The following is a 16,937-nucleotide window of genomic DNA, read 5'->3' as shown; positions in this document are numbered from 1 at the left end:
CCCCACCGGAGGCGGGGCCGGGCGGCGCACCGGCGGAGGGCGTGGGATTCGAACCCACGATGGGTGTGCACCCATAGCGGTTTTCAAGACCGCCGCACTAGGCCACTATGCGAGCCCTCCCGAGGCCACCCCGCACGGACGATGCGTTGGCCCCGAGGGCTTTCGCGCGGCGCGCGCAGAGGTGGTCCACCAGTCTACGGCGGGAGCTGCCGAGGCGAGTTCCGGACGTGTAATCCGCCTCGTATCGCGCGTTCTGGCTTGCATCCACACCGTGATGGGCCATGATGGATGCAGTGTCGGCACGCGTCGACCGTCAGTCAGGGAGGAGCTCGGCACCGCCGGGTACCGCCCCCGTTGCATGAGAATGCAGGACGAAGGAGTTCCCATGAACCGCACCGAGCTCGCCAGCGCCATCGCCCAGCAGGCCGACGTGTCCGCCAAGGATGCTGCCGCTGTCCTGTCCGCGATGGGCGACGTCATCTGCGAGACCATCGGCAAGGGCGAGAAGGTCTCGCTGCCGGGCCTCATGACCATCGAGCGCGTCGAGCGTTCGGCTCGCACCGGCCGCAACCCGCGCACCGGTGAGACCATGGAGATCCCGGCCTCCTTCGGCGCCAAGCTCTCCGCCGGCTCGGCCCTCAAGGCCGCTGCCAAGGGCTGATCGCCCCTTCGAGACCACCGGGCCAGCTCCCGCTGGCCCCTCCGCAGGAAACGAAGCAGCACCACACTGAGAGGCAGAACCATGAAGAACAAGATGCTCCTCCTCGTCGGTACCGGTATCGGCTACCTGCTGGGCACCCGCGCCGGCCGCGAGAAGTACGACCAGATCGTCGACCAGGCCCAGAAGCTGTGGGGCGACCCCCGCGTCCAGGACGCCGTGACGACCGCTCGCTCCTCCGCGGACTCGGCCTTCGTCCAGGCCCAGGACCAGGTCAAGGGCAAGGTCTCCGAGGCCAAGGCCAAGAACGCCGACGCCGACACCACCGGCACCTCGTCCTTCGGCCAGACCACCGCGCCGTCCACCACCACGGGCACCGCGACCGCGACCGGCAACGCCTCGACCACCGGCCTCAAGGGTGGCTCGACCTCCGGCTTCCAGCCGACCACCAACACCTCCAGCTTCGGCGACAAGTGAGCCCCGCCCGGTGAGCGGGGCGGTCTCCTGACCGGCCCGCCCCGGGGAGCTCACCCAGAGGTGCAGAAGGGCCCCACCCTGTCGGGTGGGGCCCTTCTGCTGCACCCTCCACGCCGCAGCGGCCCGGCAAGGGCGGGGGGTGGCTCGCTCAGATCATCCAGTGGTCGGCCGCCAGCTCCCGGGGCAGCTCGGGCAGCTCGTAGGTGGAGTTGAGCGGCTTCGCGGGGATCCCACCGACCACCTGACCGCTCGGCACCGGCTTGAGCACGACCGCCCCGGCCCCGACGGCGGTCCCGGAGGCCAGCTCGATGTTCCCGAGCACCGTGGAGCCGGCCCCGAGCAGCACGCGGTCCCCCACCGTGGGGTGCCGCTTCACGGTCTGCGAGATCGTCCCGCCGAGGGTGACGCCGTGGTACATCATCACGTCGTCCCCCACCTCCGCGGTCTCCCCGATGACGACGCCCATCCCGTGGTCGATGACGAGCCGGCGCCCGATCGTGGCACCCGGGTGGATCTCCACACCGGTCACCGCACGGGAGAGCGTCCCGAGCACCCGCGCCGGCAGACGCCCCCCGGGCCGGCTCCACAGGGAGTGGGCCACCCGGTGGGCCGCGATGGCGTGGAGCCCGGGGCTGGTGAGGAGCGCCTCGGCGCGACTGGAGGTGGCCGGGTCGCGCTGCACCACGGCGTCGGCGTCCTCGAGGACCTGGCCGACGAGGCGGCGGAACCCGGCGAGCCGCCTCCCCGCCCCGGCCCTCCGGTCACGGTGACCTGCCCCGCTCACGCGCCGAGCCCCTCGAAGAGGACCGTGGAGAGGTAGCGCTCCCCGAAGTCCGGGACGATGACGACGATGGTCCGGCCGGCCATCTCGGGGCGGGCGGCGAGCTCCAGGGCGGCGTGGACGTTCGCCCCGGCCGAGATCCCGGTGAGGATGCCCTCCTGCTTCGCGAGCTCACGCGAGACGCGCAGGGCGTCGTCCAGCTCGACGTCGACGACCTCGTCGTACACCTTGGTGTCGAGGACCTCGGGCACGAAGTTGGCACCCAGCCCCTGGATCTTGTGCGGCCCGGCCTCACCGCCGGTGAGGATCGGCGAGTCGGCGGGCTCCACGGCCACCACGTGCACCTCGGGGTTGCGCTCCTTGAGCACCTGCCCCACGCCGGTCACGGTGCCACCGGTGCCGACGCCGGCCACGAAGGCGTCGACCTTCCCCTCGGTGTCGGCCCAGATCTCCTCGGCCGTGGTGCGGCGGTGCACCTCGGAGTTGGCCTCGTTGGCGAACTGGCTGGCCAGCACCCCGCCGCGCTCGGCGGCGATCTCCTCGGCCCTCGCGACCGCCCCCTTCATGCCCTCCGGGCCGGGGGTGAGCACCAGCTCGGCACCGTAGGCACGCAGCACGGCGCGGCGCTCGGTGCTCATCGTCTCGGGCATGGTGAGGACGCAGCGGTAGCCCCGGGCCGCCGCGACCATGGCCAGCGCGATCCCGGTGTTCCCGGAGGTCCCCTCGACGATCGTCCCGCCGGGCTGCAGCTGGCCGGAGGCGACGGCGGCGTCGATGATGGCCGCGCCGATGCGGTCCTTGACCGAGCTGGCCGGGTTGGCGGCCTCGATCTTGGCGAGGACGGTGGCCCCGAGGCCCTCGGTGACGCGGTTGAGGCGGACCAGCGGGGTGCCGCCGATGGTGGAGGTGATGTCCTGGTGAATCGTCATACCCAGAGCAACATCACGGCATGTTTCCGCATTCCAAATCCCGCCTGATTCGAAGGTGAGGTGTGCCACACCCGGCCCCCGCGCGCGACGGTTCGTAGACTCCCCCCATGCACCCCCTCCAGCTGCTCACCATCCTCGTGTGCCTGGCCATCACGACCGCCGGCATCGCGCTGCTCACGCGCGCCGTGATGCGCATCCTGGCGGTCGTCCGCCAGGGCCAGGCCGCCGTCGGGCGCTTCGACGACCCGGTCCAGCGCACCACCACCATGTTCCGGGAGGTCCTGCTCCACCCGCGCATGCTGCGCAAGAAGTGGGTGGCCATCGCCCACTGGTTCACGATGCTCAGCTTCGGGGTGCTCTTCCTGACCCTGGTCACGGCCTACGGCCAGCTGTTCGACCCGCGCTTCGCACTGCCGCTCCTCGGGCACTTCCCGCCCTTCGAGTGGCTCACCGAGTTCTTCGCCTGGACGGGTCTGGTGGGCATCGTCTTCCTCATCGTCCTGCGGCAGCTCAAGAAGCCCGCCGCGGCCGAGAAGGAGACCGGCAACGCACGCCGCAGCCGGTTCTGGGGGTCCACCTTCTGGCAGGCCTACTACGTCGAGTTCACGATCCTCGGCGTCGTGCTGTGCATCCTGGCCCTGCGTGCCCTGGAGTACGCCCTCGGTCGCGTGGAGGGGGCCGAGCACGCCAGCGCCCTGCACTTCCCGCTGACCGCCTGGATGGGCTCGGCGCTGACCGGGCTCTCCGCCGGCACGCTGGGCGCGCTGATCATCGCCGTGGCGCTGGTCAAGATCCTCATCTCGATGGCGTGGATGATCACCATCGGCCTGCAGCCCACGATGGGTGTGGCCTGGCACCGCTTCCTGGCCTTCTTCAACATCTGGTTCAAGCGTCACGCCGACGGCCGCACCTCGCTGGGTGAGCTGCAGCCGATGATGGTGGGCGGCAAGCCGCTCACGAGCATGGACCAGCTCGAGGAGATCGCCGAGGCCGACGAGGGCGACGACGAGCTGCGCATGGGTGTCGGCTCCATCGAGGACTTCACCTGGAAGGGCCTGCTGGACTTCACCACCTGCACCGAGTGCGGCCGCTGCCAGGAGCAGTGCCCGGCCTGGAACACCGAGAAGCCGCTCTCGCCGAAGATGCTGGTGATGAACCTGCGCGACGCCGCCTACGCCCAGGCGCCGTGGCAGAGCGCGACCCTCACCGCATCGGACCCCGACTCGCAGGTGGCGGCGGGCTCCCCGGAGGACTTCGACATCCGCCAGCTGGTCGGCGCGACCGAGGGTGACCCGACCATCCCGTCCGGCGGCGCCGTCATCGACCCCGACGTGCTGTGGAGCTGCACCAGCTGTGGTGCGTGCGTGGAGCAGTGCCCGGTGGACATCGAGCACGTCGACGCCATCGTGGACATGCGCCGTAACCAGGTGCTCATCGAGTCGGCCTTCCCGAGCGAGCTGGGTGGCCTGTTCAAGAACCTCGAGAGCAAGCAGAACCCCTGGGGCATGGCCAACTCCACCCGCATGGACTGGGCCAAGGGCCTGGACTTCCCCATCAAGCAGGTGGGCTCGGACGTGGAGTCGCTCGACGAGGTCGAGTACCTCTTCTGGGTGGGTTGCGCCGGCGCCTTCGAGGACCGCGCGAAGAAGACCACGCAGGCCGTCGCCGAGCTGCTGGACATCGCCGGGGTCGACTTCGCCGTCCTGGGTGACGGCGAGGCCTGCACCGGTGACTCCGCCCGCCGTGCCGGCAACGAGGTGCTGTACCAAATGCTGGCGCAGCAGAACGTGGAGATGTTGAACGAGGTGGGGGCCACGAAGATCGTGGTGACCTGTGCGCACTGCTTCAACACCATCAAGAACGAGTACCCGCAGAACGGCGGGAAGTACGAGGTCGTGCACCACACGCAGCTGCTGAACCGCCTGGTGCGCGAGAAGAAGCTGCAGCCGGTCGCGGCCTCCGAGGTGGCCACGCCGTCGCCGTTCGCCTCCACCGCCCCGTCGGTGACCTACCACGACCCCTGCTACCTGGGCCGTCACAACAAGGTGTACGAGGCGCCGCGCGAGCTGATCGCCACGCTGCCGGGTGTGGAGTACCGGGAGATGGAGCGCTCCAAGGAGAAGTCCTTCTGCTGTGGCGCCGGTGGTGCCCGCATGTGGATGGAGGAGAAGCTCGGCTCGCGGATCAACGTGAACCGCACCGAGGAGGCCATCGACACGGGTGCCGAGCGCATCGCCATCGGTTGCCCCTTCTGCCGCGTGATGATGAGCGACGGCCTGACCGCAGCCCAGGAAGAGGGCCGCGGCAAGGACGTCGAGGTCGTCGACGTGGCGCAGATGCTGCTCGCCGGCGTGCGCCGCGGCCAGGAGGAGGACGCCGCGGCCGGTGTGGTCACCGACGAGCTCGTGGACGGCACCACCACTGACGGTGCGGCCAGCGACGCCGAGACGCAGCGGATCCAGATCCCCGACGACATCTCCGAGCTCACCAAGGCGGGCTCCAGTGCCGCCGCCGGGGCAGCCCTTGCATCGGGCTCGGGCTCGGATGACGGTTCCGAGGGTGACGAGGCTGCCTCCCGTGTCTCGGCCGAGGAGCCGCGCGAGTCCGATGGTGACGACGCGGAGGGCCCCGTGGGTTCCCGCGTCGACGAGGACGACCGCTCCCCCGAGGGCGAGACCACCGTGGACGAGCAGGGCGCCGTCGGGCAGGTCGAGGAGGACCGGGCTGCGGGTGAGGAGCCTGCGGACGCCGTGGACGAGCCGGCAGCGGCCGGCGCGCCCTCGGACGACACGACGAATGCCACCGGTACCGCCGGTACGACGACTGGTGACGCTGCTGGTGCTGCCACCGCCGCCGGTGGCACGGCCCCACAGGCCTTCACCGGAGACCGAATCGGCGCCGACACGCCCACCCGCTTCGGCTGGGCCTCGCAGGACGGCGCCCCCGCGGGCGGCACCGCCGCGTCCGCGTCCCAGACCGCCCCCGCGGCGGCCGCTGCCTCGGATGCCGACTCCGACAACACCGCCGCCGCCGAGACCGCGACCGCTGCAGCCACCGTAGATACCGCCGACGGCACCACCCCGGAGGCCGAGGCACCTGCACCGGCGGGACCGAGCGCTGGCACCGCCCCCGCGGCCTTCACCGGTCAGCGCATCGGGGCCGACACCCCCACCCGCTTCGGGTGGGCCACCGATCAGGCCACTGGCGCGCCGTCGACGGGCCAGGCAGGAGCACCTGCCACCGAGGCCACCGACGCCGCCCCCGCGGCCGAGGCAGCTTCCAGTGCCGAGCCCCCCCAGCGGGAGGCGGCCAGCACCCAGGGAGCCGGATCGGTGGATGCTGAGGCGTCCGCAACCGAGGCCACCGTTTCCCCGGGTGCCGCAGGCGTCACGGGCACGGGCAGCGCACCGGCGGGGCACGGCGGCGACCGGATCGGCGGGGAGTCGCCGCGCCGCTTCGGCTGGGCCACCGGTACCGGCGGAGAGCAGGCCGAGGGCGCGGCGCCCGCCGCTGCGGCCCAGCCCGAGCCCACGGTCACGGCGGCCACACAGGCCTCCCCGGAACCCGCGACGGAGCAGCACTCCGAGAGCGCGGTGACGGAACAGACCTCGACGACCGTGACGACGAGCCAGGCCACCCCGGCCGGCCCCGCCACCCCGGACGATGACGCCGCCCCGGCGGCGAGCGGGCCCATCGGCACGGCCCCGGCCGGCCACTCCGGTGACCGGATCGGCCTCGACTCCCCGCAGCGGTTCGGCTGGGCGACCGGCCGCGGCAGCGACCAGGACGCGACCGAGGGCGAAGCGTCGACGTCCCAGGCGGCCGTGACCGAGGCGACGGGACCGAGCACCTCGACCGAGGAGCCCACCCCCACCGTCTCCGTGCCGGCCGACAGCTCCGATCAGCGGACTGCGGCCACCGCACCGCAGGGCCACACCAGCACGACGATCGGAGCTGACTCCGCATCGCGATTCGGGTGGGCCCAGGGTGGCGCGCAGGCCGCAGAGGCAGAGGTCGAGAGGGCTGACACGCCGCCGATCGATGAGTCCCACGCCCCGGTCACGTCCACGGGCGTGATGCAGGGCGATCGGATGGATGACATCGGCCAGGAGCAGCAGCCGCAGGAGGCCGCCGACCGCCAGCCGCAGGAGGTCGTGGACCCAGGGACCACGAGCACCCCGGCTGTGGTCTCGGGCACTCAGATCGTGGAGGACGACGCCTCGGTCAACCAGGGTTCGACCGAGCCGACGGCCACGGGGTCCGCCGCTCCTGAGGCCGACGCTTCTGAGGCCCCGCCGACGGGCGGCGCTCCGGTCGAGGTGCCGAACGTGGGCGAGCGAGCATCCCGCATCGGGGCTCACTCGCCAGCGCTGCGCCTGGGTGCCTGGAAGGGCTGAGCCGGGTCGGTCCGGTACGGGAGTCCGCTGCAGGGTGATCCTGCGGCGGGCTCCCGTCGTTGTGGGGGCAGGGGTGCCCGCGTGCGTGGCGGAGCCGGTGATGGGATGGCTCCCTTCGGCGTCGGTGGCCGACGCCACCGCCGTGCTGGACACCTTTCACGTGGTCAAGCTCGGCACCCAGGCCGTCGATGAGGTCCTTCGCCGCGTCCAGCAAGAGACCCCACCGACGTTCGAAGAGAGGGACGACCTACCATACGTATGGTAGGTTAGCCGAGTGGCAACGAAACCTGACATCCTCGATGCGGCTCTCGACGTCCTTCGCGCCGGTGACCCGCTGACGATCGACGCCGTCGCACGTGTCGCCGGCCTCACCAAACCGGGTGTGGTCCATCACTTCTCCACGAAGGAGGGCCTCGCGCTGGCGGTGTTGGACCACCTGCTCGAGCAGTGGGAGGCCGAGCTGACCGCACGCGCTGGTGCCGACGCGGATTCGACGGCTCGCCTTCGGGCCTACGTTGAGTACGCACTCCTGGGGGACATGGATCCAGCCGACCTCGCACTGCTGGCAGACCCACGTCTTCGCGACAAGCTGTCGGCCCGGTGGGCCGATCGGATGGCCGTCTGGTTCGGCGAGTCCACCGAGCCTCACGTCGCAGCCGTCCGACTCATCGCGGACGGCGCCTGGATCGATCGCTGTCTCGGCATGCTTCGCCTTGACGAACCGCAGCGCACTGCCGTCGTCGACGTGGCCCTCTCCCTCGTCGCAAAGGACTCATAGTCATGAAGAAATGGGTGTTTCTCGCTCTCGCGATCGGCCTCGAAGTCACCGGTTCCCTTTCGCTGAAAGCCGCCCTCGACGCACCCGGCTTCTACGCCCTCGTCATCGCCGGCTACGTCGGATCCTTCCTCGCCCTGTTCATCGCGCTGCGCAACGGGATGAGCCTCGGCGCCGGGTACGGGATCTGGGGGGCCAGCGGCGTTGCCCTGACGGCGATCATGTCTTTCGTTCTCTTCAGCGAGCCCATCACCTTCGTCATGGCCATTGGGATCGCCCTCATCATGGCCGGCGTACTGCTGGTCGAACTCGGCTCGCAAGCCGCCCACAAGAAGACGGAGGCAACGTCATGACTGTCCTCGCCCTCATCTGCCTCACGGCCGCGATCATCGCCGAGGTCACCGCGACAGTCTCGCTGCGCATGGCGAGCACCGGAAAGAAGCTGTGGTGGATCGGCGTCGGCGCCGGCTACGTCTTCGCCTTCACGATGCTCTCCGTCGTGCTCGCAGAAGGTGTCGCAATCGGCGTGGCCTACGGGATCTGGGCCGCCGCGGGCGTGGCGATCACCGCGATCCTCAGCCGCATCTTCTTCAAAGAACCTCTCACCTGGGTGATGAGCCTCGGACTGATCCTGATCGTCGGAGGAGTCCTCCTCATCGAACTCGGCGCCGCACACTGACGCGCTGAACAGCCTGAGTAAACACCTGAGCTGGCAAGTGCCACGGCGGCTGGCGGCTCGCTGGACATTCGGTGGGGATCAGGTCTGGAGGCCGGCACCGACCCGCCGCGCCCACCCCACACGCTCGAACCCCGCCCCGCACCCCCCGGGCGGAGCAGCCACGCCCTCAGCCCGTCAAGACCTCCCACGGGAACACCGGCGGCGTCTCGCCCCTGGTTCGTCCTCGATGCGTCAGGGTGCGAGCGCGGGTGCGCTCCTCGATGCGGGGTGCGTCAGTCGTCGGACAAGGCGCCCCGGAGGCGCCGGGCGACCTCCGCCGGCGTCGGCTGGTTGTCGCCGTAGGCGGCGTCCACCACCCCGGTCGTCCGGATCTGCGTCGCCAGGTCCGGCAGCCCGGGCTGCAGCTTCTCCAGCTCGGGCGAGAGGAGCTCGAACAGCCCGGTCATCCCGCGCGCCCCGCCCATCGACGAGGCCCGCAACGGCCCCAGCGCCGCCCACCGTGGCCCGAGGGAGGTGCGCACGACCTCGTCGATCTCCTCCGGCGTGGCCACCCCCTGCTCCACCAGGTGCAGCGCCTCGGCCAGCAGGACGAACTGCAACCGGTTGCCGATGAAGCCCTGCACCTCCGCGCCGACCACCACCGGGTGCTTGCCCACGGCACGGTAGGTCTCCACGGCCGCCTCCACCGTCTCCGGGCGCGTGTCCTGCCCGCTGACGACCTCCACCAACGGGAGCACCAGCACCGGGTTGAAGGGGTGGCCCACCAGCATCCGCCCCTGCTGGAGGTTGTCGCGGGAGATCTCGCTGGAGGTGATGAAAGAGCTAGAGGTCGCCAGCACCGTTCCCGGCCCCGTGGCCGCCTCGAGCTGCGCGAAGGTGCGCCGCTTCCACTCCAACTCCTCCGGCCCGGACTCCTGCACGTGCTCCGCACCCTCGGCCGCCTCCTCCAACGATCCCGCCACCGCGAGCCGCTCACGCACCTGCTGGATGCTCACCTCACGCCCCGCAGCCGTCAGCGCCCCGGCCGCGTCGGCCGCCGCGTCGTCGAGCGCCGCGTCCAGGCCGTCGCGCGGGTCGAACACGGCCACGTCCCAGCCGTGGCCGGCGAAGATCCCGGCCCAGCCCAGACCGATCGTCCCGGCCCCGATGACGGCCGCCCGCCGCGCGCTCACAGGTTCTCCTCCACCCACGCGCTGGCGACCTCCTCCGGCGTCTTGCCGTCGGTGACGTCGATCTGCATCTGCGCGAGGTCCTCCGCGGTCAGTTCCGAGGAGACCTTGTTCAGCGACTCACTGACCGTGTCGTCCGCCACCTCCGAGGAGAGCAGCGGCACCACGTTCTGCGCGCTGAACAGGTCCTTGTCGTCCTCGAGGATCACGAAGTCCTTCTGCACGATCGACGGATCGGTGGTGAAGATGTTCGCAGCGTCGATCTGGCCGTTCTCCAGCGCCTGGGCCGTCACGTTGCCGCCAGCGCTCAGCTCGCGGAACTTCGCGAACTCCAGCCCGTAGACCTTCTTCAACCCGGGCACCCCCTGCGCGCGCTCCTTCCACTCCGGGGGGCCGCCGAGGGTCATGTCCCCGGCCTTGCCCTCCAGGTCGGAGATCTTCTCCAGTCCCTGATCGTCGGCCGTGGCGCGGGTGACGACGACGTTGTCGGCGTTCTCGGCCTCGGAGTACTCGAGCACCTCCAGCCCCTCGGGCAGGCTCTTCTCGAGGGCCGCGTAGACCTCGTCGGCGTCGGTGACCGCCAGCTCCTTGTCGAAATAGGTCGCCAAGGTGCCGATGTACTCCGGGATGAGGTCGATCGAGCCGTCCTGCAGGGCCGGCAGGTAGGTCTCGCGGCTGCCGATCTCCAGCTTCTTCTCCACCTCGACGCCGTCGTCCTGCAGTGCCTTGGCGTAGACCTCGGCCAGGATCGTGCTCTCGGTGAAGTTCCCGCTGCCGATGGTCACCTTGCTCGCGTCACCCTCCTCGGTGGCGCTGGGGTCCTGCGTGGGGTCGCCACCGCAGGCGGCGAGCGTGAGGGCGCTGACCGTCGCGAGCGCGGCGAGGGAACGGGTGGGACGCATGGTCACTCCTGGGAGATCGAGGGGGTGGATGGGGGTCGGTAGGTAGTCGTGCGGGATCAGCAGGTGCAGCGGTCGGGAGCGCGGTCGTCATCGTGCCTCCTGGTCGGCCAGGCCGGGGCTCACGACGAGCTTCTGCACCAGGGTGAAGACCAGCTCCATCAGCAACGCCAGGCCCGCCACGAGCAGCGCCCCGCCGGCCATCTGCGTGTAGTCGCGCGCCGCGAGCCCGTCGATGAGGTAGCGCCCCAGCCCGCCGAGGGAGACGTAGGCGGCGATGGTGGCCGTCGCGATGATCTGCAGCAGCCCCGACCGCACGCCGGAGAGGATCAACGGCAGCGCCACGGGGATCTCCACCCGCCGCAGCACTTGCATGCCGGTCATCCCCATGCCCTTCGCCGCGTCCCGCGCGGCCGGGTCCACCTCCGCGATGCCGGAGTACACCCCCGAGAGCACCGGGGGGATCGCCAGCACGGCCAGCACGATGAGGCTCGGTACCACGAACGCAGCATCACCGGGCAGGTGCGGCGCGAGGAGCACCCACCCCAGCAGCAGCAGACCCAGCGAGGGCAGCGCACGCAGCGCCCCGGCCAGGTTCACCACCACCACCGAGCCCTTACCCGTGTGCCCGATCCACAGGCCCAGCGGGACCGCCACCAGGCAGGCCAGGGCGAGCGCCGCGAACGAGTACGCCAGGTGCCGCAGCACCTGCATCCAGATGCCGTCCTCCCCCTGCCAGCTGGCGGGGTCGGTCAGCCAGGCCACGATCTCGCCGACGATCATGCGCGCACCTCACGCAGCCACGGGGTGAGCAGCCGGCGGAGCAGCAGGATCACCGCATCGAAGAGCAGGGCGAGCAGCACGCACCCGGCCATGCCCACGGCGATCATGCCCAGGTCATCCCGGTTGAAGCCGCGTGTGAAGAGGATCCCGAGCTGCGGGATGCCCACCAGCGCGGCCACGCTCACGATGCTGACATTGCTCACGGCCGCCACCCGCAGGCCCGCGGCGATGACGGGGACCGCCAGCGGCAGCTCGACGCGCGTCAGCCGCCGCCAGCGCCCGAGGCCCATCGCGGTGGCGGCCTGCCGCACGTGCTCCGGCACCGCCCCCAAGCCGTCGGCCACGTTCCGCACCAACAACGCCACGGTGTACAACGACATCGCGATCAGCACGTTCACCGGGTCGAGGATCTGCGTGCCGATGATGCCCGGCAGCAAGATGAACAGCGCCAGCGAGGGGATCGTGTAGAGCAGCGCACTGCCGGAGACCAGGGCCGTCCGGAGTCGCGGAACCCGCGCGGCCACCCACCCCAGCGGCAGGGCGAGCGCCAGCCCGATCAGCAGGGGCAGGCCCGCCAGGTAGACGTGCGCGAGTCCGAGCTCCCAGAGCTCGGACCATTCGACATTGCCGATCTCGCTCACGGCGCACTCCCCACGGCGGCGTCAGCATCCTCCCGCCCCGGGCGCTCGGGACGGGGCTCGTCCTCGTGGCGCGAGGCCGGGTCGGCGCGGTCGGTCTCCGTGATGACGTCGAGCACGTCGTGCGGACGCACCGTCCCCAGCAGCCGCCCGTCATCGTCCACCACCACGCCGCGCTGGCTCGGGGAGGACAGCGCCGCGTCGAGCAGGGCCCGCAACGACCCGTCGCGGCGGGCGAGCGTGCCCCCCAGGCGCAGCTCACCCTCCCGGGCCGTGCCGCCCGCATCGGCCCGCAGCCACCCCAGCGGATGGGACTCGTCGTCCACCGCGAGCACCCAGTCGGCCCCGCGCGGCAGCGGCTCGCCGATGCGGACCGCGTCCTCCCGCTGCAGCGTCACCTCCCCGGTGTGGAAGGCCAGGGAGCGGTACCCGCGGTCGCGCCCCACGAAGTCGGCCACGAAGTCGTCAGCGGGACGGGCCATCACGCGCGCCGGGGAGTCGACCTGCGCCAGGTGGCCGCCCTCCCGCAGGATCGCGACCTGGTCCCCCAGCCGCATGGCCTCGTCGATGTCGTGGGTGACCAGCACGATGGTGGTGCCGATCTCGTCCTGGAGGCGCAGGAACTCCTCCTGCAGCCGCTCGCGCACGATGGGGTCGACCGCGCTGAACGGCTCGTCCATGAGCATCACCGGCGGGTCGGCGGCCAGGGCCCGGGCCACCCCGACGCGCTGCTGCTGCCCACCGGAGAGCTGGGCGGGGTAGCGCTGGGCGAGGTCCGGGTCGAGCCCCACCCGCTCAAGCAGCTCCCGCGCCCGGGTGCGGGCCTTCTGCTTGCTCCAGCCGACCAGTAGGGGCACCGTCATGACGTTGCGCAGCACCGTCTGGTGCGGGAAGAGCCCGCCGTGCTGGATGACGTAGCCGATGGTGCGGCGCAGCTCGTTCGCGTCGAGGTCCGTGTTCGGGCGCCCATCGATGAGGATCAGACCCTCCGAGGGCTCGACCATGCGGTTGATCATCCGCAGGCTCGTCGTCTTGCCGCAGCCCGACGGCCCGACCAGCACTGTGATCTGCCCTGTGGGGCACTCCAGGGTCAGGTCGTCCACGGCCACGGTCCCGTTGCCGAAACGCTTGCTCACGCCCTCGAAGCGGATCATGCGCACGACCCTACGCGGGGCCACCGACAACCGCATCGGGACCAGCACCGGGCACCCGGGCGACGCTCACCCCGTCGGGGAGGGCCGCCTCAGAGCTCGGTGCGGTGGAAGTTCGCCCAGCTGCGGGAGGCGGTGGGGCCGCGCTGCCCCTGGTAGTGCGAGCCGTACTTCGCCGAGCCGTAGGGGTGCTCCGCGGGCGAGGAGAGCTGGAAGAAGCAGAGCTGGCCGATCTTCATGCCCGGGTGGAGCACGATCGGCAGGGTGGCCACGTTGCTCAGCTCGAGGGTGACGTGGCCGGAGAAGCCGGGGTCGACGAAACCGGCGGTGGCGTGGGTGAGCAGGCCGAGGCGCCCCAGCGAGCTCTTGCCCTCCACGCGGGCGGCGACGTCGACCGGGAGGGTGATCTGCTCGTAGGTGCTGGCCAGCGCGAACTCACCGGGGTGCAGGACGAAGGGCTCCTCCGGGTCGACCTCCACGAGACGCGTCAGGTCGGGCTGCTCCTGCGCCGGGTCGATGACCGGGTACTTGTGGTTGTCGAAGAGCCGGAAGTAGCGGTCGAGACGCACGTCGACGCTGCTCGGCTGGAGCATCACGGGGTCCCACGGGTCGAGGCGGACGTCACCGGCATCGATACGAGCGCGGATGTCGCGATCCGAGAGCAGCATGTGGTGAGGCTATCGCTCCCGCCAGCAGCCGAGTCACCGAGCCGCTCGCCTCCCCGGCCGAGTCGTCCACAGCCCACCGAGCACCCCACCCCCGGGAGCGTGTACACTCTGACGTCACACCCGCGGGTGTAGTTCAATGGTAGAACATCAGCTTCCCAAGCTGAATACGCGAGTTCGATTCTCGTCACCCGCTCCACCGGCCCCACTCGGCAGCCCCGAGTGGGGCCTTCTCGTTCACGGGCCCGCCCCGCAGGCGCTGGCACGCCTCCGGGGGAGCCCGCCGGCCCCCTCCGGCGATGCCCGTTTGCGGCTGACTGGGCCGATCCCGCCCCGACAGGAGGGCGAGTGGTCGCCAAGCACCCCCGACCCGTGTAGTGTTGGGCTCGTTGTTGAAGTTGGTAGAGCGAAGCACGACAGCGACCTCCAGTCGTTGGCAAGTCTGAATCTCTGGCATCACGCAATGGCACCCCCCGGGGTGACCGACAAGCGGTCCCCCACCTGTGAAAGAAGAGAGACAGACATGGCTACTGGCACCGTGAAGTGGTTCAACGCTGAGAAGGGCTTCGGCTTCATCGCTCCCGACGACGGCACCGCCGACGTGTTCGCGCACTTCTCCGCGATCAACTCCTCCGGCTACCGCACCCTCGAGGAGGGCGCCAAGGTCGAGTTCGAGACCCAGCAGGGCCCGAAGGGCCTGCAGGCCGCCAACATCACGCCGATCGGCTGATCGAAGCACCTGCTTCAGAAGCGCCCCGCACCTTCTTGGTGCGGGGCGCTTCTGCGTGTCCGTGCGGCGCCCTGGCCGTCCCGAACCCACCCTGTGCGACAAACCGGCCACCCGGGGCCCGCCTGTGCGACGAATTGGTCGCCCTAGCAGCCAAACCGCCACACGGGAACCGGGCCGAGCGGCCGAAGCGTCACACGGCCAGGCGCGGAACGGACTCGACGAGACGTCGCGTGTAGTCGCTCCCCGGGGCGGCCCACAGCTGCTCGGTCGGCGCCACCTCGACCAGCTCGCCGTGGCGCAGCACGGCCACCCGGTCGCACACGTGCCGCACCACCGAGAGGTCGTGGCTCACGAACACCAGGGTGAGCCCCATCTCGTCCACCAGCTCGCCGAGCAGATCGAGCACCTGGCCCCGCACCGACACATCGAGCGCGGAGACCGGCTCGTCGGCCAGCAGGATCCGCGGGGAGGGCGCCAGCGCACGGGCGATGCTGATGCGCTGCCGCTGCCCGCCGCTGAACTGGTGCGGGTGGCGCCGCATCATCGCGGCCTCCAGCCCGACCCGCTCCAGCAGCTCGGCCACGCGCTCGTCCACCTCCACGCGGGGCGCTCCCTGCACCAGCAGTGGCTCACCGACCACGTCGCGGACGGTCATGCGGGGGTCGAGGGAGTCGCGGGGGTCCTGGAAGACCATCTGCACCGTCTGCCGCAGCCAGCCGAGCTGCCGCTCGGGCACGCCGGAGACGGCCCGCCCCGTCACCTCCACGGAGCCCTCGGTGGGGCTCTCCAACCCGGCGAGGAGACGGAGCAGGGTGGACTTCCCGGAGCCCGACTCCCCCACGATGCCGAAGCGCTCCCCCTCGGCGATCTCGAGGCTCACGTCGTCGAGCGCCACCACCTCGGACGGGCGGCTGAACAGGCTGCGTCGGGGGCGGGTGTAGACCTGCCGCACGTCGCGGACGGCCACCGCGGGCTCAGCCCCCGGCGCGGCGGACGGGACCCCGGAGCGCGTCCCGAGCCGGGAGGCGGCCACGAGCTGCTGCGTGTACGGGTGCTGCGGGTCGGTGAACACCTCGGCCACGGTGCCCCGCTCCACGACCTGACCGTCCTTGAGCACCACCACCCGCTCGCACACCTGCGAGACCAGGGCGAGGTCGTGGGTGATGAAGAGCAGGGCCGCGTCGTGGGCGGCGGCGCCTTCGAGGATCTGCTGCACCACGGTCGCCTGCACGGTGACGTCGAGCGCGGTGGTCGGCTCGTCGCAGATGAGCACGTCGGGGTCGTTGGCCAGGGCGATGGCGATGACGACGCGCTGCCGCTGCCCGCCGGAGAGCTGGTGGGGGTGGCTGCGCGCCACGGCCTCGGCGTCGACCACCCCGACGGACTCGAGGAGCTCCACCGCCCGGCGCTGGGCGGCGTCGCCGCGCGCGGTGCCGTGGATCTCCATGACCTCGGCCACCTGGTCGCCGACGCGCATGGTGGGGTTCAGGGCGCTCATCGGCTCCTGGAAGACCATCGAGAGGTCGCGGCCGCGCAGGCGGGACATGGCGGCGTCCGAGGCGCCGACGACCTGCGTGGTGCCGCCTCCGTCCTCCGGGGTGAGCTCGATGGAACCCGTGGCGTGGAGGTTGTCCGGGAGCAGGCCCATGATCGCCAGCGCCGTGAGGGACTTGCCGGAGCCGGACTCGCCGATGAGACCGACCCGGTCACCGGCCTCCAGGGTCAGGTCGAGGCCCTCCACGAGAGTGCGGCGCCGGGTGTGGACGCCCAGATCACGCACCTCGATCCGGGGACGTCCAGGGGCGTACCGGTGCGCATCTCGACGGTCGACGTGCGGACCGGTGCCCATCTCGCCGCCGGTGTCCAAGGCCGTGCTCACGGTCGTGCCCCGACCCGCTCCTGCCGCATGCGCCGGGTGTGCACCACGGCCATCACCGTCAGGAGGAGCACGGTGGCCAGGAAGAAACGCCCACCCGTGGCCTCGGCCGCGAGATAGGCCACGAGCCCCAGGGCCACACCCCACGGGTAGTGGTCGCTCCCGGTCGTGTGCTGCACCCAGGCCATGACCAGACCGAAGGACAGGACCGGGAGCAGCGCCAACCAGGGGGCGGAGGTGGTCAGGATCATCCCGACCGCCAGCACACCGAGGGCCACCACGGTGCCGAGCCATGCCTTCATGCGTCATCCTCCGAGGTCGCCAGGAACA

17 protein-coding genes, 2 tRNA genes and 1 pseudogene are annotated in these 16,937 nt (G+C 71.1%); 9 read left to right on the top strand and 11 right to left on the bottom strand.

What is annotated here, in order from left to right; genetic code table 11:
- Window positions 1-33: 33 nt before the first annotated feature.
- Window positions 34-120: transfer RNA gene (locus tag CFT82_RS06815), tRNA-Ser, on the bottom strand.
- Window positions 121-385: 265 nt separating this feature from the next.
- Between CFT82_RS06815 and CFT82_RS06810 the strand changes: the two genes are divergently transcribed.
- Window positions 386-661 (top strand): HU family DNA-binding protein, encoded by a 276-nt coding sequence (locus CFT82_RS06810; RefSeq protein WP_088818216.1) that lies wholly within the window; start codon window positions 386-388, stop codon window positions 659-661.
- Between the two features lie 81 nt (window positions 662-742).
- Window positions 743-1,135 carry a YtxH domain-containing protein gene (locus CFT82_RS06805; protein WP_088818215.1) on the top strand — a complete coding sequence of 131 codons (393 nt, stop codon included), beginning with the start codon at window positions 743-745 and terminating at the stop codon, window positions 1,133-1,135.
- 148 nt (window positions 1,136-1,283) lie between these two features.
- Here CFT82_RS06805 and epsC read toward each other — a convergent pair whose 3' ends face one another.
- Both epsC and cysK read right to left on the bottom strand, forming a co-directional pair.
- Window positions 1,284-1,919 carry a serine O-acetyltransferase EpsC gene (gene epsC, locus CFT82_RS06800; RefSeq protein WP_088818214.1) on the bottom strand — a complete coding sequence of 212 codons (636 nt, stop codon included), beginning with the start codon at window positions 1,917-1,919 and terminating at the stop codon, window positions 1,284-1,286.
- On the bottom strand, window positions 1,916-2,845 hold the full coding sequence (gene cysK / locus CFT82_RS06795) for a cysteine synthase A (RefSeq protein ID WP_088818213.1): 930 nt from the start codon (window positions 2,843-2,845) through the stop codon (window positions 1,916-1,918). The genes epsC and cysK overlap by 4 nt, the downstream gene beginning before the upstream one ends.
- A gap of 107 nt (window positions 2,846-2,952) precedes the next feature.
- On the opposite strand from cysK, the gene CFT82_RS06790 reads away from it, so the two are divergent.
- From CFT82_RS06790 to CFT82_RS06770, 5 genes and pseudogenes are all read left to right on the top strand, one after another.
- A complete protein-coding gene (locus CFT82_RS06790; protein WP_088818212.1) occupies window positions 2,953-7,242 on the top strand; it encodes a heterodisulfide reductase-related iron-sulfur binding cluster in 4,290 nt (1,429 codons plus the stop codon).
- Window positions 7,243-7,366: 124 nt separating this feature from the next.
- A pseudogene (locus tag CFT82_RS11540) lies at window positions 7,367-7,462 on the top strand (transposase); the annotation flags it as partial.
- Between the two features lie 54 nt (window positions 7,463-7,516).
- A complete protein-coding gene (locus tag CFT82_RS06780; protein WP_088818210.1) occupies window positions 7,517-8,020 on the top strand; it encodes a TetR/AcrR family transcriptional regulator in 504 nt (167 codons plus the stop codon).
- A 2-nt stretch (window positions 8,021-8,022) separates the two neighbouring features.
- Window positions 8,023-8,370 (top strand): DMT family transporter, encoded by a 348-nt coding sequence (locus CFT82_RS06775; protein WP_088818209.1) that lies wholly within the window; start codon window positions 8,023-8,025, stop codon window positions 8,368-8,370.
- Window positions 8,367-8,696: a DMT family transporter gene (locus CFT82_RS06770; protein ID WP_088818208.1), complete on the top strand. Its 330-nt coding sequence runs from the start codon at window positions 8,367-8,369 to the stop codon at window positions 8,694-8,696. The genes CFT82_RS06775 and CFT82_RS06770 overlap by 4 nt, the downstream gene beginning before the upstream one ends.
- A 272-nt stretch (window positions 8,697-8,968) precedes the next feature.
- On the opposite strand, the gene CFT82_RS06765 is transcribed toward CFT82_RS06770, so the two are convergent.
- The 6 genes from CFT82_RS06765 to dcd form a co-directional block, all read right to left on the bottom strand.
- Window positions 8,969-9,868 carry a 3-hydroxyacyl-CoA dehydrogenase NAD-binding domain-containing protein gene (locus CFT82_RS06765; protein ID WP_159461881.1) on the bottom strand — a complete coding sequence of 300 codons (900 nt, stop codon included), beginning with the start codon at window positions 9,866-9,868 and terminating at the stop codon, window positions 8,969-8,971.
- Window positions 9,865-10,767 (bottom strand): ABC transporter substrate-binding protein, encoded by a 903-nt coding sequence (locus tag CFT82_RS06760; protein ID WP_088818206.1) that lies wholly within the window; start codon window positions 10,765-10,767, stop codon window positions 9,865-9,867. Before CFT82_RS06760 ends, CFT82_RS06765 begins: the two co-directional genes overlap by 4 nt.
- A gap of 87 nt (window positions 10,768-10,854) precedes the next feature.
- Window positions 10,855-11,547 carry an ABC transporter permease gene (locus tag CFT82_RS06755; RefSeq protein ID WP_088818205.1) on the bottom strand — a complete coding sequence of 231 codons (693 nt, stop codon included), beginning with the start codon at window positions 11,545-11,547 and terminating at the stop codon, window positions 10,855-10,857.
- Complete coding sequence (locus tag CFT82_RS06750; protein ID WP_088818204.1) at window positions 11,544-12,188, bottom strand: ABC transporter permease; 645 nt, start codon at window positions 12,186-12,188, stop codon at window positions 11,544-11,546. The genes CFT82_RS06755 and CFT82_RS06750 overlap by 4 nt, the downstream gene beginning before the upstream one ends.
- Window positions 12,185-13,339 (bottom strand): ABC transporter ATP-binding protein, encoded by a 1,155-nt coding sequence (locus tag CFT82_RS06745; RefSeq protein ID WP_088818203.1) that lies wholly within the window; start codon window positions 13,337-13,339, stop codon window positions 12,185-12,187. The genes CFT82_RS06750 and CFT82_RS06745 overlap by 4 nt, the downstream gene beginning before the upstream one ends.
- Before the next feature lie 89 nt (window positions 13,340-13,428).
- Window positions 13,429-14,004, bottom strand: a complete 576-nt coding sequence (dcd, locus tag CFT82_RS06740) for a dCTP deaminase (protein ID WP_088818202.1) — start codon at window positions 14,002-14,004, stop codon at window positions 13,429-13,431.
- Between the two features lie 122 nt (window positions 14,005-14,126).
- Here dcd and CFT82_RS06735 point away from each other — a divergent pair.
- Both CFT82_RS06735 and CFT82_RS06730 read left to right on the top strand, forming a co-directional pair.
- A tRNA-Gly gene (locus CFT82_RS06735) sits at window positions 14,127-14,200 on the top strand.
- Between the two features lie 324 nt (window positions 14,201-14,524).
- Window positions 14,525-14,731, top strand: coding sequence for a cold-shock protein (locus CFT82_RS06730; protein WP_159461880.1), 207 nt, complete (start codon window positions 14,525-14,527; stop codon window positions 14,729-14,731).
- Window positions 14,732-14,921: 190 nt separating this feature from the next.
- Here the strand turns inward: CFT82_RS06730 and CFT82_RS06725 are convergent, their stop codons facing one another.
- Together CFT82_RS06725 and CFT82_RS06720 are read right to left on the bottom strand one after the other, a co-directional pair.
- Complete coding sequence (locus CFT82_RS06725; protein WP_234994304.1) at window positions 14,922-16,610, bottom strand: dipeptide ABC transporter ATP-binding protein; 1,689 nt, start codon at window positions 16,608-16,610, stop codon at window positions 14,922-14,924.
- Window positions 16,607-16,909, bottom strand: coding sequence for a hypothetical protein (locus CFT82_RS06720; RefSeq protein ID WP_088818200.1), 303 nt, complete (start codon window positions 16,907-16,909; stop codon window positions 16,607-16,609). The genes CFT82_RS06725 and CFT82_RS06720 overlap by 4 nt, the downstream gene beginning before the upstream one ends.
- Window positions 16,910-16,937: the final 28 nt, after the last annotated feature.

Origin of the sequence: Kytococcus aerolatus, assembly GCF_900187395.1 — a bacterium.
In the GTDB taxonomy this organism is placed as follows: domain Bacteria; phylum Actinomycetota; class Actinomycetes; order Actinomycetales; family Dermatophilaceae; genus Kytococcus; species Kytococcus aerolatus.
The sequence above is the reverse complement of the archived record's forward strand: the minus strand, read 5'-3'. Positions and strand labels throughout refer to the sequence as shown.